This is a genomic window from Flavobacterium sp. AJR, from assembly GCF_002156885.1.
Taxonomy (GTDB): Bacteria; Bacteroidota; Bacteroidia; order Flavobacteriales; family Flavobacteriaceae; genus Flavobacterium.
Genome location: NZ_NCWQ01000029.1, coordinates 17304 through 43919, shown reverse-complemented (window position 1 = coordinate 43919; position 26616 = coordinate 17304). Strand labels below are relative to the sequence as shown.

26 protein-coding genes are annotated in these 26616 nt (G+C 32.2%); 10 read left to right on the top strand and 16 right to left on the bottom strand.

Features of this window, described 5'->3' with window-relative positions:
* Nucleotides 1-35 precede the first annotated feature (35 nt).
* From B8T70_RS09320 to B8T70_RS09310, 3 genes are all read right to left on the bottom strand, one after another.
* Nucleotides 36-419: an ankyrin repeat domain-containing protein gene (locus B8T70_RS09320; protein WP_035627414.1), complete on the bottom strand. Its 384-nt coding sequence runs from the start codon at nucleotides 417-419 to the stop codon at nucleotides 36-38.
* 357 nt (nucleotides 420-776) lie between these two features.
* Entirely contained in the window at nucleotides 777-1154 is a 378-nt protein-coding gene (locus B8T70_RS09315; protein WP_086894682.1) for an ankyrin repeat domain-containing protein, read from the bottom strand.
* Between the two features lie 210 nt (nucleotides 1155-1364).
* On the bottom strand, nucleotides 1365-1763 hold the full coding sequence (locus B8T70_RS09310; RefSeq protein ID WP_086894681.1) for an ankyrin repeat domain-containing protein: 399 nt from the start codon (nucleotides 1761-1763) through the stop codon (nucleotides 1365-1367).
* Between the two features lie 297 nt (nucleotides 1764-2060).
* Between B8T70_RS09310 and B8T70_RS09305 the strand changes: the two genes are divergently transcribed.
* Entirely contained in the window at nucleotides 2061-2528 is a 468-nt protein-coding gene (locus B8T70_RS09305; RefSeq protein ID WP_086894680.1) for a DUF1801 domain-containing protein, read from the top strand.
* Between the two features lie 25 nt (nucleotides 2529-2553).
* Nucleotides 2554-3099 carry an SRPBCC family protein gene (locus B8T70_RS09300; RefSeq protein ID WP_086894684.1) on the top strand — a complete coding sequence of 182 codons (546 nt, stop codon included), beginning with the start codon at nucleotides 2554-2556 and terminating at the stop codon, nucleotides 3097-3099.
* A 64-nt stretch (nucleotides 3100-3163) separates the two neighbouring features.
* Here the strand turns inward: B8T70_RS09300 and B8T70_RS09295 are convergent, their stop codons facing one another.
* From B8T70_RS09295 to B8T70_RS09280, 4 genes are all read right to left on the bottom strand, one after another.
* Nucleotides 3164-4114, bottom strand: a complete 951-nt coding sequence (locus B8T70_RS09295; RefSeq protein WP_086894679.1) for a phosphoribosylaminoimidazolesuccinocarboxamide synthase — start codon at nucleotides 4112-4114, stop codon at nucleotides 3164-3166.
* A gap of 151 nt (nucleotides 4115-4265) precedes the next feature.
* Nucleotides 4266-6617 (bottom strand): prolyl oligopeptidase family serine peptidase, encoded by a 2352-nt coding sequence (locus tag B8T70_RS09290; RefSeq protein WP_086894678.1) that lies wholly within the window; start codon nucleotides 6615-6617, stop codon nucleotides 4266-4268.
* Between the two features lie 382 nt (nucleotides 6618-6999).
* Nucleotides 7000-7833 (bottom strand): Cof-type HAD-IIB family hydrolase, encoded by an 834-nt coding sequence (locus B8T70_RS09285; protein ID WP_086894677.1) that lies wholly within the window; start codon nucleotides 7831-7833, stop codon nucleotides 7000-7002.
* 246 nt (nucleotides 7834-8079) lie between these two features.
* Nucleotides 8080-9030, bottom strand: a complete 951-nt coding sequence (locus B8T70_RS09280; protein ID WP_035627373.1) for a PhoH family protein — start codon at nucleotides 9028-9030, stop codon at nucleotides 8080-8082.
* A 315-nt stretch (nucleotides 9031-9345) separates the two neighbouring features.
* On the opposite strand from B8T70_RS09280, the gene B8T70_RS09275 reads away from it, so the two are divergent.
* From B8T70_RS09275 to dnaN, 5 genes are all read left to right on the top strand, one after another.
* Nucleotides 9346-10176, top strand: coding sequence for an S-adenosyl-l-methionine hydroxide adenosyltransferase family protein (locus B8T70_RS09275; protein ID WP_039114921.1), 831 nt, complete (start codon nucleotides 9346-9348; stop codon nucleotides 10174-10176).
* Between the two features lie 144 nt (nucleotides 10177-10320).
* A complete protein-coding gene (locus B8T70_RS09270; RefSeq protein WP_039114923.1) occupies nucleotides 10321-10617 on the top strand; it encodes a putative quinol monooxygenase in 297 nt (98 codons plus the stop codon).
* Nucleotides 10618-10864: 247 nt separating this feature from the next.
* Nucleotides 10865-11590, top strand: coding sequence for a gliding motility-associated ABC transporter permease subunit GldF (gene gldF / locus B8T70_RS09265; RefSeq protein WP_039114924.1), 726 nt, complete (start codon nucleotides 10865-10867; stop codon nucleotides 11588-11590).
* On the top strand, nucleotides 11590-13275 hold the full coding sequence (gene gldG / locus B8T70_RS09260; RefSeq protein WP_086894676.1) for a gliding motility-associated ABC transporter substrate-binding protein GldG: 1686 nt from the start codon (nucleotides 11590-11592) through the stop codon (nucleotides 13273-13275). The genes gldF and gldG overlap by 1 nt, the downstream gene beginning before the upstream one ends.
* Nucleotides 13276-13383: 108 nt before the next feature.
* Nucleotides 13384-14502 carry a DNA polymerase III subunit beta gene (gene dnaN, locus B8T70_RS09255; RefSeq protein ID WP_039114927.1) on the top strand — a complete coding sequence of 373 codons (1119 nt, stop codon included), beginning with the start codon at nucleotides 13384-13386 and terminating at the stop codon, nucleotides 14500-14502.
* Between the two features lie 407 nt (nucleotides 14503-14909).
* On the opposite strand, the gene B8T70_RS09250 is transcribed toward dnaN, so the two are convergent.
* Together B8T70_RS09250 and B8T70_RS09245 are read right to left on the bottom strand one after the other, a co-directional pair.
* Nucleotides 14910-16682 carry a DNA mismatch repair protein gene (locus tag B8T70_RS09250; protein WP_086894675.1) on the bottom strand — a complete coding sequence of 591 codons (1773 nt, stop codon included), beginning with the start codon at nucleotides 16680-16682 and terminating at the stop codon, nucleotides 14910-14912.
* A 210-nt stretch (nucleotides 16683-16892) separates the two neighbouring features.
* Nucleotides 16893-17726, bottom strand: a complete 834-nt coding sequence (locus B8T70_RS09245) for a universal stress protein (RefSeq protein WP_086894674.1) — start codon at nucleotides 17724-17726, stop codon at nucleotides 16893-16895.
* A gap of 307 nt (nucleotides 17727-18033) precedes the next feature.
* On the opposite strand from B8T70_RS09245, the gene mnmE reads away from it, so the two are divergent.
* The 3 genes from mnmE (at nucleotide 18034) to B8T70_RS09230 (ending at nucleotide 21367) form a co-directional block, all read left to right on the top strand.
* The gene (gene mnmE, locus B8T70_RS09240) at nucleotides 18034-19434 is read left to right on the top strand and encodes a tRNA uridine-5-carboxymethylaminomethyl(34) synthesis GTPase MnmE (RefSeq protein ID WP_086894673.1); all 1401 of its coding nucleotides are present in this window, start codon (nucleotides 18034-18036) and stop codon (nucleotides 19432-19434) included.
* 243 nt (nucleotides 19435-19677) lie between these two features.
* Complete coding sequence (locus tag B8T70_RS09235) at nucleotides 19678-20238, top strand: helix-turn-helix domain-containing protein (RefSeq protein WP_240474754.1); 561 nt, start codon at nucleotides 19678-19680, stop codon at nucleotides 20236-20238.
* Complete coding sequence (locus B8T70_RS09230; RefSeq protein WP_039115157.1) at nucleotides 20225-21367, top strand: site-specific integrase; 1143 nt, start codon at nucleotides 20225-20227, stop codon at nucleotides 21365-21367. Before B8T70_RS09235 ends, B8T70_RS09230 begins: the two co-directional genes overlap by 14 nt.
* Nucleotides 21368-21435: 68 nt before the next feature.
* On the opposite strand, the gene B8T70_RS09225 is transcribed toward B8T70_RS09230, so the two are convergent.
* From B8T70_RS09225 to B8T70_RS09195, 7 genes are read right to left on the bottom strand one after another with little or no spacing between them, the layout of a single operon-like run.
* Nucleotides 21436-21777, bottom strand: a complete 342-nt coding sequence (locus B8T70_RS09225) for a helix-turn-helix domain-containing protein (protein WP_039114935.1) — start codon at nucleotides 21775-21777, stop codon at nucleotides 21436-21438.
* 20 nt (nucleotides 21778-21797) lie between these two features.
* Nucleotides 21798-22103, bottom strand: coding sequence for a hypothetical protein (locus B8T70_RS09220; protein WP_039114937.1), 306 nt, complete (start codon nucleotides 22101-22103; stop codon nucleotides 21798-21800).
* Between the two features lie 14 nt (nucleotides 22104-22117).
* Nucleotides 22118-23173, bottom strand: a complete 1056-nt coding sequence (locus tag B8T70_RS09215; protein WP_039114938.1) for a hypothetical protein — start codon at nucleotides 23171-23173, stop codon at nucleotides 22118-22120.
* Nucleotides 23174-23175: 2 nt separating this feature from the next.
* The gene (locus B8T70_RS09210) at nucleotides 23176-23976 is read right to left on the bottom strand and encodes a hypothetical protein (RefSeq protein WP_039114940.1); all 801 of its coding nucleotides are present in this window, start codon (nucleotides 23974-23976) and stop codon (nucleotides 23176-23178) included.
* A gap of 26 nt (nucleotides 23977-24002) precedes the next feature.
* Nucleotides 24003-24848 carry a conjugative transposon protein TraN gene (gene traN / locus B8T70_RS09205; protein ID WP_039115161.1) on the bottom strand — a complete coding sequence of 282 codons (846 nt, stop codon included), beginning with the start codon at nucleotides 24846-24848 and terminating at the stop codon, nucleotides 24003-24005.
* A 17-nt stretch (nucleotides 24849-24865) separates the two neighbouring features.
* Nucleotides 24866-26143: a conjugative transposon protein TraM gene (gene traM / locus B8T70_RS09200; RefSeq protein WP_039114942.1), complete on the bottom strand. Its 1278-nt coding sequence runs from the start codon at nucleotides 26141-26143 to the stop codon at nucleotides 24866-24868.
* Nucleotides 26144-26153: 10 nt separating this feature from the next.
* Nucleotides 26154-26609: a hypothetical protein gene (locus B8T70_RS09195; protein ID WP_039114944.1), complete on the bottom strand. Its 456-nt coding sequence runs from the start codon at nucleotides 26607-26609 to the stop codon at nucleotides 26154-26156.
* Nucleotides 26610-26616: the final 7 nt, after the last annotated feature.

Genomic DNA, 26616 nt, shown 5'->3' with positions numbered 1-26616 from the left:
ATTAATAAAACTAAACAACAGTTAATGTTATTATGTTATGCGTGTTTTAAAATTGCTACAGCATCTTTAGCATTAGATAGTTCTGCATATTTTAAAGCTGTATACCCTTTTTCATCTTTAGCATCAACATTAGCTCCTTTTTCGATTAAAATTTTTAAAATTTCAACTTTATTGTAACGGGCTGCTGTCATTAACGGAGACATTCCATCTGCCGTTTCATTTACATTTGCACCGTATTCTATAAACTTTTTAACAGTTTCAATGTCACCTTTGCTTATAGCAACATTTAATGGTGTAGAATCGTAAGTTGAAACGATAATTTTGTCATTAGCAAATGAATGCTGAACTGAATTTGAAGCTAAAGAAACATTAACAAAAGCTACTAAAGCTACTCCTAAATAAACGATTGACTTTTTCATGATGATTGATTTTTTGATTGATTGTGATTGATAATTAATTTTGATTGATGATTTTAAATGCTTTGTAATTCTTATACAAATATATATTTATTTTTGGTATTATGCTTTGCAAGGTACTTTGTTTTAACTAACAATTAACATTCTCTTAAAATTAGAACCTCAACTTTAAATTATTGTTTTTAAAAAGAACCTACTTATTATAAAGACGCATAAACAAACTAAATGTTACACAATTATTTAAAAAAAATAAATATCTAAATATCAATACCTTAAAACAAACAAATTAAAAAGAAGAATTTAAAGAAACCTGCTACCTAAACTCGGGCTTAAAGGTTTTACTTACTAAAACGTATAAGGCTAATATTGCTTTAAAAAGGCTACTGCATCTACTGCTTTAGAGACTTCTGCAAATCTTAAAGCATTATATCCATTTTCGGCAGTGGTATAAGGATTAGCTCCTTTTTCAAGTAAAAGTTTAATAATTTCAACTTTATTATAACGAGCTGCTGTCATTAGCGGAGTTAATCCTCCCGATACTTTATTTACATTAGCTCCGTATTCTATAAGTCTTTTAACGGTTTCAATATCTCCCTTACAAATTGCAATATTTAAAGGACTAACATCATAATTGATATGTGTAGCACTTGTAAATATTTTGTAGTTAGAGCTTGAAGCTTGTACACCATTGGTTAAAGCTATTAAAGCTACTCCTAAATAAACGATTGATTTTTTCATGATGATTGATTTGATTGATGATTTTAGAATTCTTCCAAATTCTAAGATAAATACTAATTATTAAGACATCCAAAAAATCTAAATGTTACAGAACTAAATAGTTTTTTTGTATTTATTTTTTTAATGAATTAATAAAAATCTAAATCCTTTCTAAACAAAAAAGACCGCAAATTTAAATTTGGGTCTTTTATAGTAGGCTTCCAATAACAGTTATTTTTTTATGATAGTTTTTAAAAAAGCAGCAGCATCTTTTGCTTTAGAAACTTCTGCATATTTTAAAGCTGTGTAGCCATTCTCATTTTCCGTATCAAGTTCAGCTCCTTTAGATACAAGAAATTTCATAATTTCAACTCGATTATAACGAGCTGCGGCCATTAATGGAGACATTTTGTCTATTACTTTATTTACATCAGCACCATATTCAATGAATTTCTTCACAGTATCGATATCACCCTTGCTAATAGCAACATTAAGAGGGCTTCTATCATATCCCTGAACGATATGTTTCTCATTACTGAATACTTTGATAGTTGAACTGGTGCTTGATGCTGACGCTAAATTTGCAAAAGCGACTAAAGCAACTCCTAAATAAACGATTGACTTTTTCATGATTGATTGATTGATTGATTGATTGATTGATTGATTGATTGATTGATTGATTGATTGATTGATTGATTATTATTCTCTTCAGTAAAATATACAGTTAATAAATGATACACAAATAAGCAAAATGTTACACTACTTAGATAAATTGCATAAAAACTTATCTCATATATTAGTAAGACGACAAAAAGAGTCAAAAGGTTGCATTATATTTAAAAACAAATAAAACTTACTGATTTTATTTTATAACCAATTAAAATTCAGAATACTAAAATTTATTTAACTTTACATTAAAAACTTAAAATGCAATCATCAGCAACAACAATAGAAGAATATTTAACATCACTTCCTGAAGAAAGAAAAGCTACTTTTCTTAAACTTCGAGAAACTATACTTAATAATCTTCCTAAAGGTTTTACTGAAGAATTGAGCTACGGAATGTTAGGCTATCTTGTACCACATTCTATTTATCCTGCAGGTTATCATTGCAATCCAAAATTGCCTTTGCCATTTATAAACATTGCATCTCAAAAAAACTTTGTGGCATTATACCATATGGGAATTTATGCAAAACCAGAATTACTAGAATGGTTTGTTTCAGAATATCCTAAATATAGCAAACAAAAATTGGACATGGGAAAAAGCTGCATTCGGTTTAAAAAAATGGATGATATCCCATTTGAACTAATAGCGCAACTAGTACAAAAAATGTCTGTAGAAGATTGGATTAATTGTTATGAATCAGAGTTTAAGTATAAACAATCAAAATAATTATAAACCACTTAATTTTAAATTTATGAAAGTTATAAAAAAAATTCTTCTCGCAATTTTAAGTATTGTAATACTAGCATTAATAGTCGCTCTATTTTTACCAAATGAATATCATGTAGAAAGAGAAGTCACTATAAATAAACCAAAAGAAAGTATCTTTAATTATGTGAAATATTTAAAAAATCAAGATAATTTTAGTGTTTGGGCCAAGTTAGATCCTGCAATGAAGAAGACATTTACCGGAACCGATGGTACCGTTGGCGCAATAGCTGGTTGGGAAAGCAAGGATAAAAACGTAGGTAAAGGAGAACAAGAAATAAAAAAAATTATTCCAGGTGAACGATTGGAATTTGAACTTCGTTTTAAAATTCCATTTGAATCTACCGATATGGCTTATATGACAACTGAAGCCATTTCTCCAACACAAACTAAAGTGAAATGGGGATTTGATGGTAGATCACCATATCCTATGAATTTAATGTTAGCATTTATGAATATGGATCAAATGCTTGGAGAACAACTCGAAACTGGCCTTCAAAATTTAAAAGTAATTCAAGAAGGCAAACAGTAGCGCAAAAAATAACCCCGCAACTTTAAATTGCGGGGTTTCTTTTAATCTATTTTAAAGTAAAATATTATTTACTCAAATAAGCTATTACGTTTTTCTCAATACGTTCGTCAATATTATTAATATCGGCTTTAACGAATTTTTCTCCAAGAATGTTTTCATATAATTCGATATAACGCTCAGATACAGATTCGATATAAGCATCAGTCATATCAGGAATTTGTTGTCCTTCTTGTCCTTGAAACCCATTTTCGATTAACCAACGACGAACAAACTCTTTAGATAATTGTTTTTGTTCTTCGTCTTTATCTTGTCTTTCCTGATATCCTTCTGCATAAAAATAACGAGAAGAATCTGGAGTATGAATTTCGTCTATTAAAACAATTACACCATCTTTAGTTTTTCCAAACTCATATTTAGTATCCACTAAGATTAATCCGCGACTTGCAGCAATCTCAGTTCCTCTCTGGAATAAGGCTTTTGTATATTTTTCTAAAACCAAATAATCTTCTTCAGAAACAATTCCTTTAGCCAAAATATCTTCGCGAGAAATATCTTCGTCATGCGATCCATTATCAGCTTTTGTAGTTGGTGTAATAATAGGCTCCGGAAATTTATCATTTTCCTTTAAACCTTCCGCCATTGTTACCCCACATATTTGTCTTTTCCCCGCAGCATATTCACGAGCAGCATGACCAGAAACATAACCACGAATAACCATTTCTACTTTAAATGGGTCACATAAATGACCTACAGCTACGTTTGGATCTGGTGTTGCAATTAACCAATTAGGAACAATATCTTGAGTAAGTTCCATAAATTTAGTCGCAATCTGGTTTAAGATTTGTCCCTTATAAGGAATCCCTTTTGGCAAAACTACATCAAAAGCCGAAAGCCTGTCTGTAGCAACCATAACCAAAAGTTCATCGTTGATATTATAAACTTCTCTAACTTTTCCGCGATAAACCGATTTCTGATTTGGAAAATTAAAATTAGTAGTTGTAATTGTATTGCTCATTATTATTTGTTGTGTTGTGTTGTTTCGTGTTTTATGAATGCAAATTTAAAACTATTTAAAAGAGCAAGCAAGAAAGTATTCAGTTTTCAGTCACAGTTTACATACTGCAACTGAATACTGGAACTGCGACTGAATAACTAGAACTCTAAACTTATTTTTTTAAAAGTGTTGTATTAAATAAATTCAAGATTCTATCGTATTCATCAATCCAGGAATAGGTTTCTTTAAATCCATGTGCTTCTACAGGAAATGACGAAAGACTCCAATTCTTTTTACCTAATTCCATAAAACGTTGAGACATACGTACAATATCTTTATATTCTACATTATCATCAACCATACCATGAAGCATCAATAAATTTCCTTTTAAGTTATCTGCAAAATAAATCGGTGAGCTTTTTTTGTAAGCATCAGGATCAGTTTCAGGAAAATTAAGGATATTACCTGTATAACCATGATTGTAATGAGCCCAATCGGTAACAGATCGCAATGCAGCTCCCGAAGCAAATTCTCCCGGAGTTGTAAGCATTCCCATCAAAGTGATAAAACCTCCATAAGAACCACCATATATTCCAACTCTATTCGCATCGATTCCGTAATTATCAACTAGATATTTCTTTCCATCTATTTGATCAGATAAATCTTTTCCACCCATAAAACGGTATATCCCAGTTCTTACATCACGACCATAACCATCACTACCTCTATAATCAATATCCAAAACAGTATAACCCAAATCCGTCAGCATATTATGAAACATATATTCTCTGTGGTAGTTGCTCCAATAGTTGTGTGCATTTTGCAAATACCCCGCTCCATGAACAAATAACACAGCTGCTTTATTAGACTTCTCTGCTTTTGGAGTATATATTCTCGCATAAACAGTGGTACCATCTTGCGCCTTAAACGTAATTACCTCAGGTTCTCTCCAAGGGTATTTTTTAAACTCCTCAGTAGTCGAAGACGTTATTTGTTGTAATGTTGTATTCCTCTTATTCTCGGCAATGTATAAATCCCAAGGCTTATTTTTATAAGAATAACGTACTAATAATGTTTTTTCATCTGGAGATAAACTTACTTCATGAGCACCATCTTTAGTTAAAATCGGTTCAAGCACACCATTGGCAGCAGCCAGTTTATAGAAGTTTCTATTACCTGGATGAGTTGTGTTTGTCGTTAAATAAAAAGTCTTTTTATCTTTTGATAAACTCACATCTCTTACTTCCCAATTACCATTAGTAAGTTGTGTTTTCTTTTTAGTTTTTAAATTATAAGTATATAAATGAGAATATCCTGTAACTTCTGATTGAAAGTAAATAGTTTCATTATCCGAAAGGAATCCCAAAGTTCCCGAATCGAAAGCATAAGAAGGAATTCCAGGTCCACCAATCCAAGCTTCGTCATGCTGGTGCTCTATTTCCTGAAAAGTTCCTTTGTCTAAATCAAGACTAATTAGCCATCTGTCTTTATTATCCTGACTTCTTATTTCCGCTATAGCCAATGAACCACTGGCATTATAAACTGGAGCCTGAACAGTAATTAGCTTATCTGATTTTTCTTTGTTCTTAAGCTTTTCATACGAATCATAATATTTAGGAACATCCTGAATATGACTTAAAGTAGAAAAATTGACAAAATAAACCGAATCTTTAGCAACTGAATAAATTCCGAATTTGGTCTTTACAAAATTATCTACCGAAACTTTTTCTTTCGTTTCTGGCGATTGATTATAACCATCGGCTGTTATAAAAACTTCCATTGTTTCTTTTTTAACATCCAATTTTTCAATTAAACTAAATGTTGCAAAATTTCCATTTGGATTTACTTTAAGACTTTGTAATTCGTCTTTTTTTCCATAATAATATCCTTTAGGGAAATCAGATTTAACGCTATTCTTTTTAGCTTTATTCCATTCTTTCTTAGCTTCTTTGTCTCTAATAAATTGGAATAATTCTTTTTGTTGTGTTTTCAGAAAAGAATCTTTATTTGATTCCTTCTCAGCTTTGTCACCGCTATTAAAATTTGAGATTTGCACAATCGTACCTTCCTTGGTATTGTATTTAAACAAATTATCATTTTGCTGAAAAAACAAAATTCCAGCTTCAAAGCCTACTTCTAAATTAGAAATCGGATTCGATTGCTGGAATATTTTTTTTGAAATTCTATTATTTATAGAGTAAGAATATAAACCGCCATTATCGATGTAATAAACTATATCGGATGTTCCATTTCTTTTAAAATCCAATTGCGAAAAAGCTGCTTCTTTTGACTGAGCCAATGCAGGTTTGGTCATTCCTTTTTCCCAATAGTAAGTACTTAAACCTAAATCATTATTCGGATTCCAATCAAAGTAAATCTTTTTTCCATCCAAGCTCCAATGCTGATTAGTCGGTTGGACACCTGTAAAAGAATCCCCTTTCATGATTTCTTCAAGCTTCAGGCTTTGACTTTTCCCAGATATTGAAAAAGCTAAGAAAGCAAGTACAAAGATATTTTTAGTCATTTTTATGTTATTTGATTAACACAAAAATACACTTTGAAAGCAATTAAAAAAATCTTTCTAATTTGTAATAAAAAAATTAACCGCAAAGTTCGCAAAGAGTTACGCAAAGGTTAGAAATCCTTTTAATCTTTATAATCTGTGGCTAAAAAATAACCGCAGAGATCGCAAAGAGTTACGCAGAGGTCGCAATGATTAAAAATCCGTCCCGACGCTTCGGGATCGTGTTTTCGCTTTAGCAAATCCGTCTCATCCACGTTCCATTATAGACAATCTTAACGAGCTACTCGCGGAGATTCTTCCTGGTCAGAAAGACAATATTGCGGATAAAACTTAGACTATTAACCGTAAAGCAGACAAAATGGATTTCCTCTATATTTATATTTTAAATCGTAACCGAAACTTTACCCAAAACATTCTCCGTTAAATATTTTGCTACACCATCTTCTCTATTTGTTTCAATAACTTCAATATGTGGTAACTCATTTTTTAAATTCTGAGGGGCATTACCCATAATCAAAGCTTTTCCTGTAGAAGATAACATTTTTAAATCGTTAAAACCGTCACCAAAAGAAATAGCCTCATCAAAAGTAGCATTCTCTAATTCTAAAACTTTAGCAATTGCTACACTTTTATCTACAGATTTATCCATAAACTCAAGACAGTTAGGTAAACTAAAAGCATGATGCAAAACATCAGAATTTTTACTTAAAATAACATCTTTTAATGCAACCAATTTTTCATGGTTATCATGTGTGAAAAATATTTTTATGGCTTCATAGTCTTCTAACTTTGAATAATCGACTAATTCTGGGTGATAAACTAAATCAGCCTGAAAAGCATTCAGTTTTTCGCTCATTCTATTAGTAAGCCAAACGTTTTCTTTAAATAAAACTGTTGTAATTTCTGGGTCAATATCTACACTTAAAGCCGATTTTACAACATCGCTTGCAATATCAAAAGCGAAAAGTTCTTTCTTTTCTGGCGAATGTATACGTGCTCCATTAGAACTTACCAGATAAACAGGAATCCCTAAGGTATCAATAATTCCCATTGCATCTAGATGATGGCGCCCTGTAGCAACTATAATAAGATATTTTTGGTTGTAAAGTTCTTGAAAAACTGATTTTGTATAAGGAGAAACTTTATGGTCTGGATTAAGTAATGTACCATCTAAATCGGTAATGATTACTTTTATTTTTTTAGATTCTGAATTCATATTGAGTATCAAATATTTATTATTTACAAATTTATCGCTTTGTAAAATGGGAAGCAAAGAAAACCGATAAATACGGAAGAAATAAGTTAAACTTTACTATTTCCTTAACATAAATTAACTAAGTCATTCAAAAAAAATATTCGTTTTATGCATTTCTATAAAGAGATGTATAAAACGAATATCATTAAATATCAAAACACATTTTACGATTTACATTTGACATTTTTCAAGAACCATTCCATGGGGTTAATCGTTGTTTTCGATTTGTTTGTAAGCATCAATTACTTTTTTTACCAATCGATGGCGTACAATATCTTTATCATCAAGATAGATAATACCAATGCCTTCTACATCTTTAAGAACCAATATAGCTTCTTTAAGTCCAGAAATAGTTCGGCGTGGTAAATCGACCTGACCAGGATCTCCTGTAATCATGAATTTAGCATTTTTCCCCATACGGGTCAGGAACATTTTCATTTGAGAATGTGTTGTGTTTTGTGCTTCATCCAAAATTACAAATGCATTATCTAGTGTACGCCCACGCATAAAAGCAAGTGGAGCAATCTGGATAATTCCTTTTAAAATGTAATCCTCTAGTTTTTCATTTGGCAACATATCGCGCAAAGCATCATAAAGAGGTTGCATGTATGGATCTAGTTTTTCTTTCATATCGCCAGGTAAAAATCCGAGGTTCTCCCCTGCTTCTACTGCTGGTCGTGTAAGTATGATCCTTTTTACTTCTTTATCTTTAAGTGCTTTAACAGCCATTGCAACACCCGTATACGTTTTTCCTGTTCCAGCTGGTCCAACAGCAAATACCATATCATTTTTTTTAATGGTATCGACCAATAATTGTTGGTTAGGCGTCATGGCCTTGATAATTTTACCAGCAACTCCATGAACTAATATTTTGTCATGATCGTATGCCTTTTTTTCATCCTGACCATCGCTCATAATCACACGTTCAATTACATTATCATCAATGTTGTTGTATCGGGTAAAATGAAGCATCAATCTTTGAAATCTTTTCTCGAATTCATCTAAGACTTCTTTTTCGCCAAACGCCTTTAAAGTCGTCCCTCTCGCTACTATTTTAAGCTTTGGGTAGTACTTTTTAATTATTTCAAGATGAGTGTCTTGAGCGCCCCAAAAGTCTTTTGGAGCGATGTCTATTAGCTCGATTATTCTTTCGTTCAAATGAGGTAGTTTTAAATTAAAATTAATTTTTTATAAATCAAATGGCTGTCGGGTTCTTTTTTAGTTTTCAGTCCCAGTGTTCAGTTTCAGTTACCATTTATATTTTCAACGAAATCTCACTTCTTTAAAAAAATGCTATTTCGTTTATAAACTGAATACTGTAACTGTAAACTGAGACTACTATAATTTTACTTATTTTTAAAATACAATTTATCTTTTCTTTCCTTCCATTTTGCGTTTACTATTATTAGCTTTGCATTTCTCAAATTTAATGAAAATTAGATTTAAATACTATCAATAGTTATAAACAAAATGATGTCAATAATTACCCTTACTACCGATTACGGCTTAAAAGACCACTTTGTAGGCGCGCTGAAAGGGAAAATATTATCCGAATATTCCGAAGCTACAATTGTAGACATTTCACATGACATCGATCCATTTAATACAACCGAAGCAAGTTATATTATTGGTGCATCTTATTTTAGTTTCCCTAAAGGAACTGTACACCTTATTGGTGTCGATATAGAGCGCAATAAAGAGAACCAACATATAGCAATGCAATGGAACGATCATTACTTTATTTGCGCCGATAATGGTATATTAAGTATGCTTACGCAAAAGATTGTTCCGCAAAAAATAGTTTTCATTAATATACACGACCGATTACCAGGTGATGCCAGCGATCTGGATGTTTTTATAAAAGTTGCCTGTCATATCGCCAAAGGTGGTTTGCTAAATGTTATTGGAAAAGAAACACAAAGCATCAAGCAAATAACCGAACTACAGTCGATAGTAGGAAACGATGGAAATTCGCTAAAAGGATATGTATCCTATATTGACCATTTTGGTAACGTAGTAACCAATATTTCCAAAAGGCAATTTCTGGAAGTCGCACGAGGACGTCCTTATGAGATTGTGATGAAACCCAAAAGCATCAAAACTATTTTACCAAATTACTCGGCAATAGCCAGTTCCGAAAAATATCCTATCAAAACTTATGAAGGAGAAAAACTAGCTATTTTTAACGAAGCAGGTTTTCTAGAAATTGCTATTTTCAGAAGTAATCCATCAAAAGTTGGCTCAGCAAATAGTTTACTAGGTCTTAATTATCGTGATACAATTTTAATTCAGTTTAAGAATTAACCAACAAAATTTAGAGTTTAATCCCAATAACTTTTATATTCTTAGAAATAGTTTCTCATAACAAGAAAAATATTAATAGAAAGAATAATCTATTTTGGTATTTTTGCTCGCATATAAGCCATTTCTCAATCTAAAATTATAAAAATGTTTGTTAGAATAGTAAAAATGAGTTTTCACGAAGAGAAAATTCCTGCTTTCATGGAAAATTTTAATAGTGTAAAAGACAAAATACGAAATGCTCCCGGAAATCGTTTTTTAGAATTGTATCAAGACAAAGACAATAAAAATATATTTTTCACATATAGTTATTGGGAAACCGAAGCCGACTTGGAAAATTACAGACAATCGGAACTTTTTAATACGGTTTGGACATTTACCAAAGCCTTATTCAATGCAAAACCCGAAGCCTGGAGTGTAGACAAATTAGTTTCATTGGTTTAAGAATGGATAACATTAAAATAAAAAATTTGAACCATTAAGAGATTAAGGAAAATGAAGAGTTTATGAGTTTTTATGCCACAGATTATCAAGATTAAAAGATTTCATCCCGAAGCATTAGGATTGCGACCTTTGCGAAATCTTTGCGGCCTTTGCGGTTAATTTTTCTACCACAGATTAGAAAACTTTAAACATTAAACTTTTAAACAAAATATAACGAATACCCGAATAAACAAATTAACGTTAAAATATGAAATCAATCGTTTTACGAGAAATAAAATCCTTTTTTGGATCTCCCATTGGCTATTTGGTCATTGCAATCTTCCTGATTAGTAATGGCTTATTTTTATGGGTTTTTCAAGGAGAATACAACATCCTTAATACTGGTTTTGCCGACCTTACTCCATTCTTTACTTTGGCACCATGGATTTTAACATTCCTGATTCCGGCAGTAACCATGCGTAGTTTTTCTGATGAGAAAAAACAAGGCACAATCGAATTATTACTTACAAAACCATTGAGCATTTGGCAAATTGTAAACGGAAAATTTATTGGTTCATTACTTTTAATCATAATGGCTATTATTCCAACATTTATATATGTAAAAGTAGTTTCTAGTTTAGGATTACCAGAAGGAAACATAGATATGGGAAGTACAATTGGTTCGTATTTTGGATTATTATTCCTGATTGCAGCTTATACCGCTATCGGAATTTTTACTTCTACATTATCCGAAAATCAAATCGTAGCTTTTATTATAGCAGTATTTTTATGCTTCTTCTTTTATTTTGGTTTCGAAGGTCTATCGACTATAGTTCCTGGATTCATGAATGTGATTTCATCATTAGGAATGCAAAATCATTTTAAGAGTATGAGCCGAGGCGTTATCGATACACGCGATGTAATTTATTTTTTAAGTATAACGGTGCTTTTCCTTTCGTTTACTGTATATCAACTAAAATCTTTTAAATCGTAATGAAAATTTCTTCTCAAAAAAATATAAAAACGTTACTCATTACAGTTATAATTTTAATTGTCTTAAATATTGCGGGTACATTTGTATTTCACCGTTTTGATTTAACAAAAGACAAAAGATATACTTTATCACCTACTTCATTAAGTATTATCAAACAGGTTCATAATCCGTTGTCTATAAAAATTTATATGCAAGGCGATTTACCTGCCGAGTTTAAACGTTTGGAACAAGAAACTCAGCAATTATTAGAAGAGTTTCAGGCTTATAATAAAAATATTGTTTTTGAATTCGTTAATCCTCTGGAAAACGAAGACGAAAGCATGGATATGGTTAAAGAATTATATCGCAAAGGACTTACTCCTATAAACATAACTGTAGACGACAAAGGAAAACAATCGCAAGCAATGGTTTTTCCTTGGGCAATTGCAGTCTATAATAATAAAGAGGTAAATATCCCTTTATTAAAAAACCAAATGGGAGCTTCGACTACTCAAAAAGTAATTGGTTCTGTACAGCATTTGGAATATTCTATTGCCGATGCATTGAATAAAATTACCAAAGAGAAACAAAAAAAGGTTGCAATAATAAGAGGAAATGGCGAAATGAAAGAGATTTTCATGGCAAAATTCCTGATGCAAATTCGCGAAAGCTATCACATTGGTCCATTTACTTTAGATTCTGTTGCAAAAAATCCAATTGGAACTTTAGATGCTTTACAAAAATATGATTTGGCTATTATTGCTAAACCTACAGAAGCATTTACAGATGGCGAAAAACAAGTTCTTGATCAGTTTATCATAAACGGAGGAAAAACTTTGTGGCTTGTAGATCAGGTAAACGCCGAAATGGATAGTTTATACAATCAATCTGGAGCTACACTGGCTTACCCGAGAGATTTAAATCTTAATGACATGTTCTTTAAATACGGATTCAGAATTAACCCTGATTTGGTAAAAGACGAACAAGGAAGTCCAATTAAACTGGCTACGGGCGAACAAGGAAGCGCAACTCAATATCAGGATTTCATTTGGAAATTTGCTCCTCAAGTTAAACCTGAAAGCAGACATCCGATTGTAAAAAATCTAGGCGGGATAAAATTTGATTTTGCCAACCCAATTGATACCCTAAAAAATGGTATTAAAAAAACGGTTCTTTTGCAATCATCACCTTATTCTAAAAAAATTGGAACTCCTGCCGAAATCAATTTGAATATAGTAACCGAAGAAGCTTCGCCAAAAGATTATATAAACAAAGGAAATATCCCACTATCAGTTTTATTAGAAGGTGATTTCCATTCGATGTACGAAAATCGTGTTTTACCATTTGAACAAAAAACATTTCAAACAAAAGGAAAAGCAACCAAAATGATTGTAATTTCTGATGGAGATTTAGTGCGCAATCAGCTGGATAAAAATTTAACTCCTGTAGAATTAGGTTACGACCAACGTTCAGGAAATTTATACGACAACAAAGATTTCTTAATGAATTGTGTTAATTATTTACTAGACGACACAGGACTTATTAACATTAGAAGCAAGGATCTTAATTTACCATTATTAGACAAAGAAAAGGTTTATCAAGAGTATACCATTACGCAATTCATAACTATCGGACTACCAATTCTAATATTATTGGTCTTTGGGCTTGTATTTACTTTCCTTCGTAAAAGAAAATACAGCAAATAGATGTTAATAAAAAATTTGGGATACTAGGATTGTTTACGATATATTTGTAAAAATGTATTCTAGTCATTTTCCAAGCTAAAATATATACCAAAAAATAAAACAAAAGAGATGAAATTTATAGTATCGAGTTCGTACTTATTAAAGCAATTACAAGTTTTAGGTAGTGTAATCAATAGTAACAATACGTTACCTATTTTAGACAACTTTCTATTTGAATTAGACAATAATGAATTAACAGTTTCTTCATCGGATCTTGAAACGACGATGTCTGCAACTTTAGCGATTGATTCTACGAGCAAAGGAAGTGTTGCAATACCTGCAAAATTATTACTAGAAATTCTTAAAACATTTCCAGAACAACCTTTAACATTTACTGTTGAAGATAATAATACTGTAGAAATTAGTTCTAACTCAGGAAAATATGCATTGGCATATGCAGCTGGAGAAGAATTTCCTAAATCAGTAAACCTAGAAGAGCCTTCGGTTACTCTAGTTCCATCAGATGTTTTGGCTACAGCTATTAGCAAAACAATATTTGCTGCTGGTAATGACGATTTACGTCCGGTAATGTCTGGAGTATTCTTCCAGTTTTCGCCAGAAGGATTAATATTTGTTGCTACAGATGCTCACAAATTAGTAAAGTATGCTCGTACAGATGTAAAAGCATCACAAGTAGCTGATTTTATTATGCCAAAGAAACCTTTGAATATCTTAAAAAGTATCTTAGGAGCTTCTGACGCTGAAGTAAAAATCGAATACAACGATTCTAATGCTACTTTCTCATTCGATAACTACATTTTGATGTGTCGTTTAATCGATGGGAAATATCCAAACTACGAAGCAGTAATTCCAAAAGAGAATCCAAATAAGTTAATGATTGACCGTTCTTTATTTTTAAGTTCAGTACGTCGTGTGGCTATTTTCTCTAATAAAACTACACACCAAATTCGTTTGAAAATCGCTGGAGCAGAATTAAATGTTTCTGCCGAAGATATTGATTACTCAAACAAAGCCGAAGAAAGATTGACTTGTGATTACCAAGGTGATGACTTACAAATCGGATTCAACTCACGTTTCCTTACCGAAATGTTGACAAACTTACAATCAGATATGATTATGTTGGAAATGTCTTTACCAAACAGAGCAGGAATCCTAACTCCTGTAGATGGTTTAGAAGATGGAGAAACAGTAACCATGTTGGTTATGCCGGTAATGCTAAATAGTTAACATTTAATTATGTTTTTGTTATATTAGATTTTTGATATTCAAATATAATACTTATTATTGCATAACAATTACGCTATTAACCAACCATTTTTATACTTAAAAAACCGCAACTTCTTTTAGAAATTGCGGTTTTTTTATTTTGTTGAAGTTCCTTTCCTTCGTTAAGTATAGCTAAGAAAAATAAAGCTCCCCAAACAGTTCAACAAAGATTATGGAGTTACTCGTGGGAATTCCTCCTGCATCGGAAGGACAAGTTTCCGTAAAAAAAATGCGTTATTCGAGTCTGTTCAGGATAATAAAACAAATATAGTCTTTACTCTACATGTAGTCTTTACTCTATTATTTAATATCTTTTTTCTTAACTCTACTCTCTTGCATCTATCATCTTTCTTCTCCCATCTTTCCGCCTAAATCACACCCATTTTTTGCATCAAGAAAGTAGCGCTTTTATTTTTGCAGATACCTTCACGGAGTTTATAATCAAAATGTAGATCATTATTTTTTATCTCAACCTCAAAACATTGATTCGTTAAGATATCAGGATATTCATTTGTAGTTAAGCAAACTTCGATATCGTGAGTTGCAATTGCACCAATAGCTTTTTTTGCAATTACCTTTTTTACAACCTCGATAGTTCCGTTACGTTTATCATCGGAATTTGTCCCTCTTAAAATCTCATCTAAGAGCACAAAAGCAGGCTTATCCTCCAGTGCATCCATAATTTGTTTTAAACGCTTAATTTCGGCAAAAAAGTACGATTCACTATCAGACAAGGAATCTGATAGACGCATCGAAACCAAAACTGGCAACGGATGCATTGTAGCTTTATTTGCGCATACTACAGAACCTATTCCTCCCAAAACCATATTAATACCCAAGCTACGCAAAAAGGTGCTTTTTCCAGACATATTCGACCCCGTAAGAATCATAAACGATTCTGGGAAAAATTGCACTTCATTCCCTACTCTAGTTTCTGGATTTAATAATGGATGATTTAGATTAGAAAAACCAATTTTAAAATCTGTATTCAGTTCAGGAAACACAAAATCCTGATTGTTATGAGAAAAATTGGCTAAGCTATTTAGTATTTCAAATTCACCAATTACATTTAGCCATTCTTCCAGAACAGATGCGTGATTGGTTTTCCAATTTAAAAGATTTTTTAAAACATGAAGATTGAACAAAAAAGTACCATTAAACAACAAAGCAGATACAAAATTATTGATTGTATCCATGTTCGAAAACAACTCCGACAATTGTTTTAAATGAATACTTGCTTTAGCATTCTTGTAAATCAACTTATTTTGTAGCTTAATTAATTTATCTGATTTAAAAGTTTCGTTTTCAATCTCCTTAACCAATAAACCATATTGTTTAATAATTGTATCAATATTCTCGGCTTTGGCAATTTCAGTTTGAATTCTTTTAAAGAACATACCTAAAATTGTCGTGTTCAGAATAAATGTAAAAGTAATGTAAGATAAAAAAGTAACATTTGAAGTTACAAAATAAGCAATTAATAACGCTCCAAAAGTAGCTGGCAAAACATACATTAATATAGACATCATTTTTGAAATAGGAGCACTTTTACCATCCTTCCAATTTAGTAATGCCTGATAAGCTTCTTTAGTATCTCGTCCTAATACTGCAAGCGCTAAAAACTTCTGACGCCAATCTAGCTTAGATTCAAGTTCATGTATCGCATCTTGGTTTTTGGTAATTTCGTCATTAGTTAAATTATGTAATAACTGATTTGCTAATGTTTTCTTTCCAACAAAAGTTCCAGTTCTATTAAGACTCTGAAATAAAGAATGTTCTCCAAAAATATCTAAATCATAAGCATATGGATGATGAAAATCGATAAACTCTTGTCCGTTCTCAAAAGGAAGTTTTTCTCTTTTTAGGAAAGTAATTTCATTTTTATTAATCTTTAAAAGCGTTTCTGTAAGTTTCTTTTTAAAAGACAACTTCGCATGAATACGCATTAAAACAATAAAACCAATGAATAATAAAGCTGCAGAAACAAGATATACTGTAGTATCTGTTTTGATATAATAATAACCTAAAACCAAACAGAAAACAATACTCAAAAGTCGTAATAAACTAATGCTATTGTATTTTTTATTAATTGCACTTAAAGCATCTGAATAACTGCTAACATTCTTTTTATATTCTTCCATTGATTTAAAGTAATTATCCCTTTTTTAGAAATTATATTGAAATACAAATATAAGTTTACAGTGACGAAATAACTACTTTAAACACTAGGAAATAATTAATAATTTCTCATCACAATGAAAGCTTTGTACTTATTTATGCAAAGTAGCAGAGACGCAAAGAAAATAATTTCCTTTGCGTCTCTGCTATAGAATTTAGAAATCAACTCAAAACTATTGCTCGTGCATAATCAAAACCGGAATCGCTATATCCTTTGTCAATTTCTTAGTAAAACTAGGATGAAATAAACTTTCGAAAAAACTACGTTTATAAGCAATCATCGCTAAAACATCAATGTCTTTATATAAAACAAAATCCAGAATCGTTTCTTTAACCTCTTCACATGGAAGTACCAAAAACTGAATAGGCTCATCTTTGAAGTCAGCTTCCCATTCTTTAATCGTAGCATCAGACACATCAGTATTCTGAGTTCTTACATAAAGACATTTAACTTTGGCATTCATTTTTTTGGCTATGGTCAAAACTTTATGAAGTTCTTTTTTATCTTTCTCGCGGTAACGTGTAGTAAATCCGATAGTTTTTACTTTCTTAAATTCAGACTCTCCAGGAACACATAAAATAGGCACTTCTACCCCAGATATTACAGCATCGGTATTGGTACCTAAGAAAAAGTTTTCCCAGCCCGAAATACCAGAAGTTCCCATTACCACAAAGTCTATATTATCCTCTTTAATCGCTTTTTTCATGTTGTAAACCAAATCACCATCCATCAAGCGGTGATTCATTACAATATCATCCAGATTACGCCCTTCGGCAATTTCGCGAAGTTTTGGAATCTGATCTTTAAACATTTCGAATTTAGACAACTCTAATGAATTATATATTATTGCAAAATTTTCTGGAAAAAACTGACTGTCGTAAACCGGAATCTCAAAAGTGTGCAACAAAACGAGTTCTCCTTTAACTTGTTTTGCAAATTCTAAAGCATGTACAAAAGCATTTGTAGCTACTTCAGAAAAATCGGTGGGGAATAATATTCTTTTCATCGTACAGTTGGATTATATGTTAGTTTCTCAAATTTAACCATAAAACAGCCTCGTCGATATGACAATTATCAGTTATTTAACATTTTATAATTTCTTAATATAAGTGTTCAGTTGCAGTGCTCAGTCTCAGTTGAAGCTCTCATCTTACCTCTCACTATTCAACTTTCACCGCTTTACAAGCTTTGTGCAAACGTTAACACTCTTTGCGGTTAATTTAAAAAACCAAGTATAATATTCTATATAGAAGAATCCATTTTACACAATCCTTCTCTTCGGAACTTCTAGCCTTTTTTTATACCTTTGCAGCATGATAAATCAAGATTCTATAGTAGCTCTCGCAACACCTTCGGGAGCTGGAGCAATTGCCATAATCCGTATTTCGGGTAGTGATGCCATTACAATTGGTAGCGGTGTTTTTCAATCTATTAAAAATAAAGATTTAACTAAACAAAAAACACATACTTTACATTTAGGTCATATCGTAGATGGTTCGAAAACCCTTGACGAAGTTTTGGTTTCTGTATTTAAAGGACCAAATTCCTATACAGGCGAAAATACTATCGAAATATCATGTCACGGATCTACTTATATCCAACAACAAATAATTCAACTATTACTTCGTAAAGGTTGTCGAATGGCAGATCCTGGAGAGTTTACACTTCGTGCATTCTTAAACGGAAAACTAGACTTATCTCAAGCCGAAGCTGTAGCCGATTTAATCACATCTGACAATGAAGCATCACATCAAATCGCAATGCAACAAATGCGCGGTGGTTTCAGTAACGAAATAGCCAAACTACGTGAGGAATTATTAAATTTTGCTTCGCTTATAGAACTAGAATTAGACTTTGCCGAAGAAGATGTAGAATTTGCTGACAGAACCCAATTTCATGAATTACTAAATCGTATCGAGTTTGTATTAAAACGTTTAATCGACTCTTTTGCCGTTGGAAATGTAATTAAAAACGGAATTCCCGTTGCTATTGTTGGTGAACCAAATGTTGGAAAATCGACTTTATTAAATGCTTTACTAAACGAAGAACGCGCCATAGTTTCAGAAATTGCTGGAACAACTCGTGATACTATCGAAGATGAACTAGTTATTGGCGGAATCGGTTTCCGTTTTATTGATACAGCAGGAATTCGTGAAACTGTTGATTATGTAGAAAGTATCGGAATCAAGAAAACCTTCGAGAAAATAGAACAAGCACAAGTTGTTCTTTATTTATTTGATAGCTTAAAATTTAAAGCTCAAAGTTCTGAGTACATCATCGAAATAGAAAAAGTAAAAAACAAATATCCTTTAAAGCCTCTACTTGTTGTAATTAACAAAGTAGATTTACTTACTAAAGAAGAAATTCAAAACATTCATAATCAACTTCAACCGCTAAACGTTACACTTGAAACTATCTCGGCAAAAGAAAATATAGGTGTAGATGAATTAAAAAATCGCTTGCTTTCTTTTGTAAATACTGGAGCATTACGAAATAACGAAACTATTGTAACCAACACCAGACATTACGATTCGTTACTTAAAGCACTAGACGAAATACAAAAAGTAAAATACGGTCTCGAAACCAATCTCTCTAGCGACCTAATGGCTTTAGATATTCGTGAAGCTTTATACCAATTTGGGCTGATTACTGGTCAAGTATCAAATGATGAATTGCTTGGAAATATCTTTGCTAATTTTTGCATTGGAAAATAGATAGACAAAATAACGCAAAACAACAACAAACAAACGAGTTAAAGTATTGATAACCAATATTTTAACTCGTTTTTATTTTTCCTTTCTTTTAGTTGTTATGTTTTATTTTGCTTAAATTTGTACCCCATTTGTACCTCAAAAAACGAGGTACAAAAAAATATTTTTTTTTGGCCAAATGATGGCACATAGAGACACACATAGTCACAGTGGGACACTTAAAGTCACATTTATATGAGTTCAAAAATGAAGATTACAAGAGTCTGTCAATTCTGCCAAAATGAGTTTACAGCACAGACAACAAAGACAAAATTCTGTTCGCTTAAATGCAGTTCAAAGGCTTACAAATCAAGGACTAGGCAGTCAAAAATTGCAGAAAGCAACAGACAGACGGAAATTGCCAAAAATCCAAATATTGAAGTAATTAAGACCAAAGATTATATCGATGTTTATCAGGCCAGTAATTTGCTCGGCATCAGCAGAAGGACTATTTACAGGCTCATCGAGCGCGGCGAACTTGATATTGCCAAATTTGGATCTAGAACTGTTATCAGAAGATGCGATCTGGATAGCTTCTTCTCTATACCCCTGGATCAGTCCATACTTCGTCCTGTCCAGGAATTTCCTGGATTAGAAAATTGCTATACTATAACACAGATACAGCAAAAATTTGGTATATCACCAGGAGCTCTTTATATGCTAATCCAAAGGCAAGGAATAGCTAAGTACGCAGTAGGTAAATTTAATTATGTAGCAAAAAAGGATATCGATATTATATTTAATGCAAGAGAAAATGAAAAAGAGTAATGTAACATTGAGACAAAAAGCGATATCAAACGGAAGAGTATCACTTTATTTGGATTTTTATCCACCGATATTAAATACCGAAACAAACCAGTACATCAGACGGGAATTTCTAAAATTGTATCTTTATGACAAACCTAAAAACCAGATTCAGAAAATTTCTAATATAGAAAACCAGCATACTGCGGAATTAATCAAAATAAGGAGGCTAAATGAATTACGTAAAGAAGATGTGTACTCCCAGTTTGAAAAAGAGCAATTAGAATTACATAAAATTGGTCGTGGGTCATTCTTGAAATATTTCAAAAAATTGTCTGATAAAAAAGAGGGAAATAATTACCAGATTTGGAACTGTTCTATTATTCATTTCGAAGCCTTTCTTGAAGGTCGAGATATATCTTTTAAGGAAATTACTGTAACATTTATTGACGATTTTAAAGACTATCTCTTAAAAGCCAAGAGCCTAAGAAAAAATGGAAATACATTATCTAGAAATACAGCATTATCATATCATAATAAGATTAAAGCTACTCTAAAAAGAGCTTACAAAGAAGGAAAATTACGAACTGATATAAATGCTGGTATCGAATCTATTAAAGAACAGGAGTCTCAACGTAACTTTCTGACCCTAGAGGAGGCAAAAAAGCTCTTTACAACTTCTTGTTCCAAAGACATCGTATATAAAATTTCGAAGTTTTCTCTTTTAACTGGAAATAGATATTCAGATATAGCAAAGTTAGAATGGTCTGAAATAGAATACATTGAAAACGATGGTTATTATATCAGATTCAAACAGAAGAAAACCGAAGGTTTACAAACAATGCCCATATCAAATGAAGCATACGAAACATTCGGCGAAAGAGGAGAACCTAATAAAAAAGTGTTCCATGGACTAAAAAAATGGGACGTAGATCGAGTTTTACCTGTATGGTTAGCTCATGCAGGAATTACCAAACATTTTACTTTTCATTGTTTTCGCCACACTTATGCCACTTTGCAATTGGCTGCAGGGACAGACATCTTCACTGTATCAAAAATGCTAGGGCACAAAAATGTAAAAACAACGCAAATCTATTCGCATATAATCAATCAGAAAAAAAGAGATACTACTGAAAGAATTACACTAAAGTAAATAAACAAAAAGGCATCATTTAAAAATGATGCCTTTTAATAGTGTAAAATGAAAATCATATGTTCCGTTTATTTGGAAGATAATTTAGAATTGAATTTAGCCTCAACCTCATTTTGTATTTCTGCAATTGTTTTAATTCGTCCGGATTTAATCCAATCAAGTAATTCCTCACGATAAAAATAAAGTCGTTTACCTTGTTTATTTACTGGTATTTCATTTTTACAGACTTTAGTATAGATAGTGGCTACAGATAAACTTAGAAGTTTGGAAGCTCCTTCAATAGTCAGTAACTCTTCGTTCTTATCTTTATCACTACGCTTTTTGGCTTTAAGAAGCCTTTCAATTTTATCCATTTTTCGGTATAATTTTCCCATGATATTTGGCAAATCTTCAAATGTAAACTCTTCCATAATACCTAATTATTAAAAAATTATATAGCAATACAATCTTCAAGCAAAATAAAATAAACCTTGCTCCTCCTCTTTCTATTACGACTTGGCTCGTACCTAATATATCCATACTCGTTTAATTCACGCATACATTTGTGGTATGTGACCGGCCCTGTTATTTTTGCTATCCACATAATTTCATAGCGATACACTTCAATAGGATTAATATCCCCTTTACTTGTTCTATATTGCAACAATGCAGCATATATACCAATATGAGTGATACTAATTCTGTAATCTTTCTCTATTGCTTTAAAGAAATCACATAAAGGCTGTAGCGTTTTCATTATTTCCAAGTTTATCAATTTATGTGCATTCCATTTCGTTTGGAATGATTGTTTTGTGGTCTCTCATTCTCTTTTACTATTTGTTTTACAGTTTCTATAGTTTTATCATTCAAAGCCGTTGTCATCGATATTTTCTTCAACTGCCCATCATAAATATTTACCGATTTAAACTGAGGATTTGCTTCAATATAAAATTGATGTTCATTCCCGTTTTTAAGTAAGGTTACGCACTGCCTGTTCCCTTCTCTTAAAGCATCTTGTAATTTATATGTATTCGTTTTGTTTGACAATTCCTTTAATGGTAGTTGCTGTATCGATTTTTCTAGATTATAATCATAATCATGACGAAATTCTTTGATGCGATGATTGTGGTTCGCATCTTTATCATTTAAATTTAATTGAATCCAAGAGCTGCCTTTTTGAACTGCGCGTCCTGCTAATAAATTATATGCCTGTGTTGGATTAATAGAATTTTCTTCCTGTATTTTGAAATACTGACTCCTGTTTTCTTCGGGATATGATTCATTTTGCAAAGTAGTTTTAAAACCTTCAAATTGATACTGTCCGCTCTGGTCTTTTGCAAAAGATAATTCATGATGCAGACGTTCCTTTTCATTAACATAATAGGAAACCGGAATAGTAAATTGCTCCTGACCCTCTTTTATTTGCTGATCGATTTGATTTGACAAATCTTTAAAACCAATACGCTGCACCTGATCGTGCAGCGATTGGTAGTTCTTTTGCTCTTCTTTTTCATTTCTACGTACTGCGATTTGATCTATAAGTGGTGCAACGACCAGTTTACGAACAAGTCGTACTAATTGATTAGGATAAAGTTGCTTTAATATCTTATTCTTCTCCTGCTTGAGCATCTGCAAAGCAAAACGTTCGTCAATATTTCTAGTTCCTTTATACTTTGTTCCAATGCGTTCGTAATGATGTAGTTTTTCTTTAACCAGCGATCTATTATTGGAAAGACTGAAATTAAACAGTTTACTAAAACGCTCCTCCCTGGAACGCCATTGCTTTAATTCCATCTCAACTCTGTTAACGGGAACTTGTTCATTCATGATCACATGGATTGGCTTTTCCTTTTCCTCTTAGCTTCCTTTGGCGCTTCAGGTCCATCTTCGTCAGCACTTTGGATTTGTTTTTTGGCGCCTCTTTTTTCAGATACCTGCTCTGTTTCGGATTGCTTTTCTTCTTTGGAATGACGGTTATCAATACGCTGCATATTGTTATCATACACATTGATAGTTTTGAATTGTGGACTGGCTTCAATGTACTGTTTGATTTCATTACCCTCTTTCAGAAAAGTAGCAGATTGCAGGTTTCCCTTTTTCAAAGAATCCATTAAGTCTTCTTTGTACTTAGGATTTTCCAATTCCTTAATTGGATGTTTGGCTAATGTTGCTTCCAAATCGTAACCATAATTTTGATGGTATTGATTTAGTTTAAAATTACCATTGGTGTCGTCAGTTTGTTTAAAATCAATTTGCACCCACGCATTGTATAGTTCTCCTTCTTTATTGGTTAAATCCTTATTTACTGATCTTCCTTCCATAAGATTAAAAGCTTCTTTCATGGTAATGTTGCTGCCTTTATTAATATAAAAGGTTTGTTCCAAAACTTCTTTAGAGTTTTCTTTTTGCAATTCTACTTTATAAGAGTTAAAGAAATACATATCACTTTGTTCCGATTTTTTAAAATTCAAGGTAGCCATAACAGTATCCTCACCATATTTAGCAATATGATTCAAAGTAAAACTAGGTTCTTCCTTCTGCAATTTTTCTTTTAATTCATTCTCCAGTGTTTCACCGAAACCGGTGTACTTAATCTGGTCTTTTAAGTATTCAAAATTTTTCTCGTTCATGACTCAATTTTTTAAATGATTACTAATTATAATTTAGGAAGTACAGTAACCTGTACCAGCTTTGTGTTCTTAACATGCAATTCCACATGCCTACCCCCATTTTGTTCCATGAGTTGTATCGCTAAGTATTTTTTCTCCGGAATGGTGAATTTTGGAAGTGCAAATACAAAAGTGTTTTCTGCTTCACCTTCAATTTTAACTACATTGTTCAATACATAGATTGGTGTAATTTCAATCTCCTGTGAAGCTGTTCGTTTTACTTTTTTGCTATCTCGAATAAAAAAACGAAGTTGGTTGATATCATAATCGACTTTGGAATTGTTTGTTACTTTTATTCTGTAGTACATTACGGCATCACGAATAAAAATTCCGTTGAGTACAAAATCTATATCATAGTTGCTTTCTTTTTCTCCTCGCAGTTTTTTCTTGTCGTAAAAAGCCAATTTGGAATATTCTTGGACATCTTGTTCGTTTCTAATGTCATCAGAGAAATAAACTTCCTGCACTGCATTTTTTGGTTTGTTTATACTGAGATTCAATTGTGGGGACTCTTCATTATAACTCAATACGAAAGAATACAATTTTTCATCAGCTGTGACCACAGTAAGATTGGTTTGAAAAAATCCTTTTTGAGCTGCTTTAATTTGAAGTATATTCTCAACACCTTTTGCTTTTTGTACCAGTATATCTTGACTTCCCTTGTCTACGCTTTTAATAGCAAAAGGAAATACAATATTGGTCGTTTTGGAGTATGCTATCAGTAAAGAATCGGACTCAATTTTAGATAGATTATTTCTACTTGTCTTTTGTGCAAATACACCAATGCTCATAAATAATAGATACCCTATCATTAATAAATTAAAATTTTTCATCTGTTTCATTTTAGTTTTTAATTGGAATCTTTTTGTTTCTCATCACGAAGTAACACTTGATAGCCAGCCTTTACAATCACTTTGACCATCTTTATTTTCTTACTCAGCAGACTTTTAGCTGCTTCAATTCCGGCTCCAGCTGCCTGTGAACCCCAAGAGTCATCAAGACTTGCAACGCCTAAAGTTTGCATGGAACGGTCAGCAGATGCTTTGGCGACATCACGGTTAATGGCTCCTGGAATATAAATCCCAATAAGACCGTCCAAGTCGTAAACAGACAAATCAACTGGAAATAAGGAGTTGTCGTATCTAATACTGTTTATTTTAATAGTTAGTCTTTCTCCTTTTAAGGAAGCTACTCCATACATGAAGTTGTTTTTTGGGATTTTAACGCCACTTATAAAAATGTCATTCAGAAGTCGCAATTTCACTGTGGCTCCGTTTACAATGGTTTGTGTTTCGTGAATAACAGCCTCCGCAGCATTTTGTACGTGATCATTAATTGTTAGTTCATCTATAGAGTAAAATCTATTATATCTAGATTCAGAGATAGTTGATGATTCATTTTGCAAAGAGGTAACGGGAATTTCTTGTGCTCTAGTGTAAATAGAGAATACTTGACCACGCTGAGCTTCAGACGCCTTTTTAAGTTTATCTTGTACCCTATCAGGATGCTGAATATCCAAAATGCTTTCCAACATTCCTCCGAGTTGTTGCAATTCCGCATCTGGATTATCCTGCCCATCACTCATAGATTGCATCATTTGTTCCAGCCTGTCTACATCATTGGAATGAATTGAAGGTTCTGTTGATTTTACGTATTTCGCATAATCCTTCTTTTGAACTGGTACTGATACAGGTGCGTTTATTGCTTTTTGAAGCGCTTCCAATTTCTGATGTATTTTTTCTTCGTTTGGATCTAGATGCACTGATGTATTTAAACCCGTTCGTCTTTTTCTTAGAGTAATAGCTCTACTATCTTGGATAGAATCAATCTGGAAAGGTTGACTTAAATAGTTAGGATCTTTCTTGATAAGCTCATCTAGCTTAGTTGAATCAAGAGTTGCCAGATCATAGTAATTCATCTTATCTAGCGCAAGTCCTTCTTTAAGGTTTGCATTGGGTAGTTTTATATTAAAACCTTTTTGTTGTGGCATTGCTACATTAGCGGCATCCATTTTTCCGCCACCCAATGCCCAAAATATAGCAGTTAAAAATGGTAAAACTAATACTGGCAATACCAGTAGCGTCTTACGTTGCTTTAGTACTTTTAATGATTTTTCTTTTTGTTCCATGATATCTATTTTAAAAGTTTGAATTATAATAGTTTTCTAGTATCGCTAAACTGTCCAAAAGTCCTGGATGGTATTGTACAATACTGTCATACATTTTTTTTCCTGTTGGACTGCGGCCAAGACTATCTAAATACCTACGGAATTCTATAATTCTTTCAAATTCAGCTTTATTCCTAATTATTCCATTTAATGGGATGGTCTCTTTCTCTAAGGGAATTGAATTGTTTGGTTTCATAATTGGAATTACAGTAATATTTTTAGTAGTATTATTTGAAAAACTAGTTACAATCAAATAGATGCTACAACTACCAGTACATATTATAAAACTGAACAGAATTACAATCCAGTTTAATCGTGAAAAATGTGATGTCTTTTGCTCTAACCAATGTGCACACATATTTTGCATTCGTAGATTCATCTCATCAAACTTTTGCCATAGGCTGTTCCTTTTATCAGAGAATTTCATAATCAGT

Excerpts from the sequence above, each read along its gene's own strand:
- B8T70_RS09320 (WP_035627414.1), bottom strand. The coding sequence starts at position 419 with ATGAAAAAGTCAATCGTTTATTTAGGAGTAGCTTTAGTAGCTTTTGTT.
- B8T70_RS09310 (WP_086894681.1), bottom strand. The coding sequence starts at position 1,763 with ATGAAAAAGTCAATCGTTTATTTAGGAGTTGCTTTAGTCGCTTTTGCA.
- B8T70_RS09270 (WP_039114923.1), top strand. The coding sequence starts at position 10,321 with ATGTTTGTTAGAATAGTAAAAATGAGTTTTCACGAAGAGAAAATTCCT.
- B8T70_RS09225 (WP_039114935.1), bottom strand. The coding sequence starts at position 21,777 with ATGGAAGAGTTTACATTTGAAGATTTGCCAAATATCATGGGAAAATTA.
- mnmE (WP_086894673.1), top strand. The coding sequence starts at position 18,034 with ATGATAAATCAAGATTCTATAGTAGCTCTCGCAACACCTTCGGGAGCT.
- B8T70_RS09215 (WP_039114938.1), bottom strand. The coding sequence starts at position 23,173 with ATGAATGAACAAGTTCCCGTTAACAGAGTTGAGATGGAATTAAAGCAA.
- traM (WP_039114942.1), bottom strand. The coding sequence starts at position 26,143 with ATGGAACAAAAAGAAAAATCATTAAAAGTACTAAAGCAACGTAAGACG.
- B8T70_RS09245 (WP_086894674.1), bottom strand. The coding sequence starts at position 17,726 with ATGAAAAGAATATTATTCCCCACCGATTTTTCTGAAGTAGCTACAAAT.
- B8T70_RS09300 (WP_086894684.1), top strand. The coding sequence starts at position 2,554 with ATGAAAGTTATAAAAAAAATTCTTCTCGCAATTTTAAGTATTGTAATA.
- B8T70_RS09210 (WP_039114940.1), bottom strand. The coding sequence starts at position 23,976 with ATGAACGAGAAAAATTTTGAATACTTAAAAGACCAGATTAAGTACACC.
- B8T70_RS09235 (WP_240474754.1), top strand. The coding sequence starts at position 19,678 with ATGAAGATTACAAGAGTCTGTCAATTCTGCCAAAATGAGTTTACAGCA.
- B8T70_RS09295 (WP_086894679.1), bottom strand. The coding sequence starts at position 4,114 with ATGAGCAATACAATTACAACTACTAATTTTAATTTTCCAAATCAGAAA.
- B8T70_RS09290 (WP_086894678.1), bottom strand. The coding sequence starts at position 6,617 with ATGACTAAAAATATCTTTGTACTTGCTTTCTTAGCTTTTTCAATATCT.
- gldG (WP_086894676.1), top strand. The coding sequence starts at position 11,590 with ATGAAAATTTCTTCTCAAAAAAATATAAAAACGTTACTCATTACAGTT.
- dnaN (WP_039114927.1), top strand. The coding sequence starts at position 13,384 with ATGAAATTTATAGTATCGAGTTCGTACTTATTAAAGCAATTACAAGTT.
- B8T70_RS09285 (WP_086894677.1), bottom strand. The coding sequence starts at position 7,833 with ATGAATTCAGAATCTAAAAAAATAAAAGTAATCATTACCGATTTAGAT.
- B8T70_RS09275 (WP_039114921.1), top strand. The coding sequence starts at position 9,346 with ATGTCAATAATTACCCTTACTACCGATTACGGCTTAAAAGACCACTTT.
- B8T70_RS09230 (WP_039115157.1), top strand. The coding sequence starts at position 20,225 with ATGAAAAAGAGTAATGTAACATTGAGACAAAAAGCGATATCAAACGGA.
- gldF (WP_039114924.1), top strand. The coding sequence starts at position 10,865 with ATGAAATCAATCGTTTTACGAGAAATAAAATCCTTTTTTGGATCTCCC.
- B8T70_RS09220 (WP_039114937.1), bottom strand. The coding sequence starts at position 22,103 with ATGAAAACGCTACAGCCTTTATGTGATTTCTTTAAAGCAATAGAGAAA.
- traN (WP_039115161.1), bottom strand. The coding sequence starts at position 24,848 with ATGAAAAATTTTAATTTATTAATGATAGGGTATCTATTATTTATGAGC.
- B8T70_RS09305 (WP_086894680.1), top strand. The coding sequence starts at position 2,061 with ATGCAATCATCAGCAACAACAATAGAAGAATATTTAACATCACTTCCT.
- B8T70_RS09250 (WP_086894675.1), bottom strand. The coding sequence starts at position 16,682 with ATGGAAGAATATAAAAAGAATGTTAGCAGTTATTCAGATGCTTTAAGT.
- B8T70_RS09315 (WP_086894682.1), bottom strand. The coding sequence starts at position 1,154 with ATGAAAAAATCAATCGTTTATTTAGGAGTAGCTTTAATAGCTTTAACC.
- B8T70_RS09195 (WP_039114944.1), bottom strand. The coding sequence starts at position 26,609 with ATGAAATTCTCTGATAAAAGGAACAGCCTATGGCAAAAGTTTGATGAG.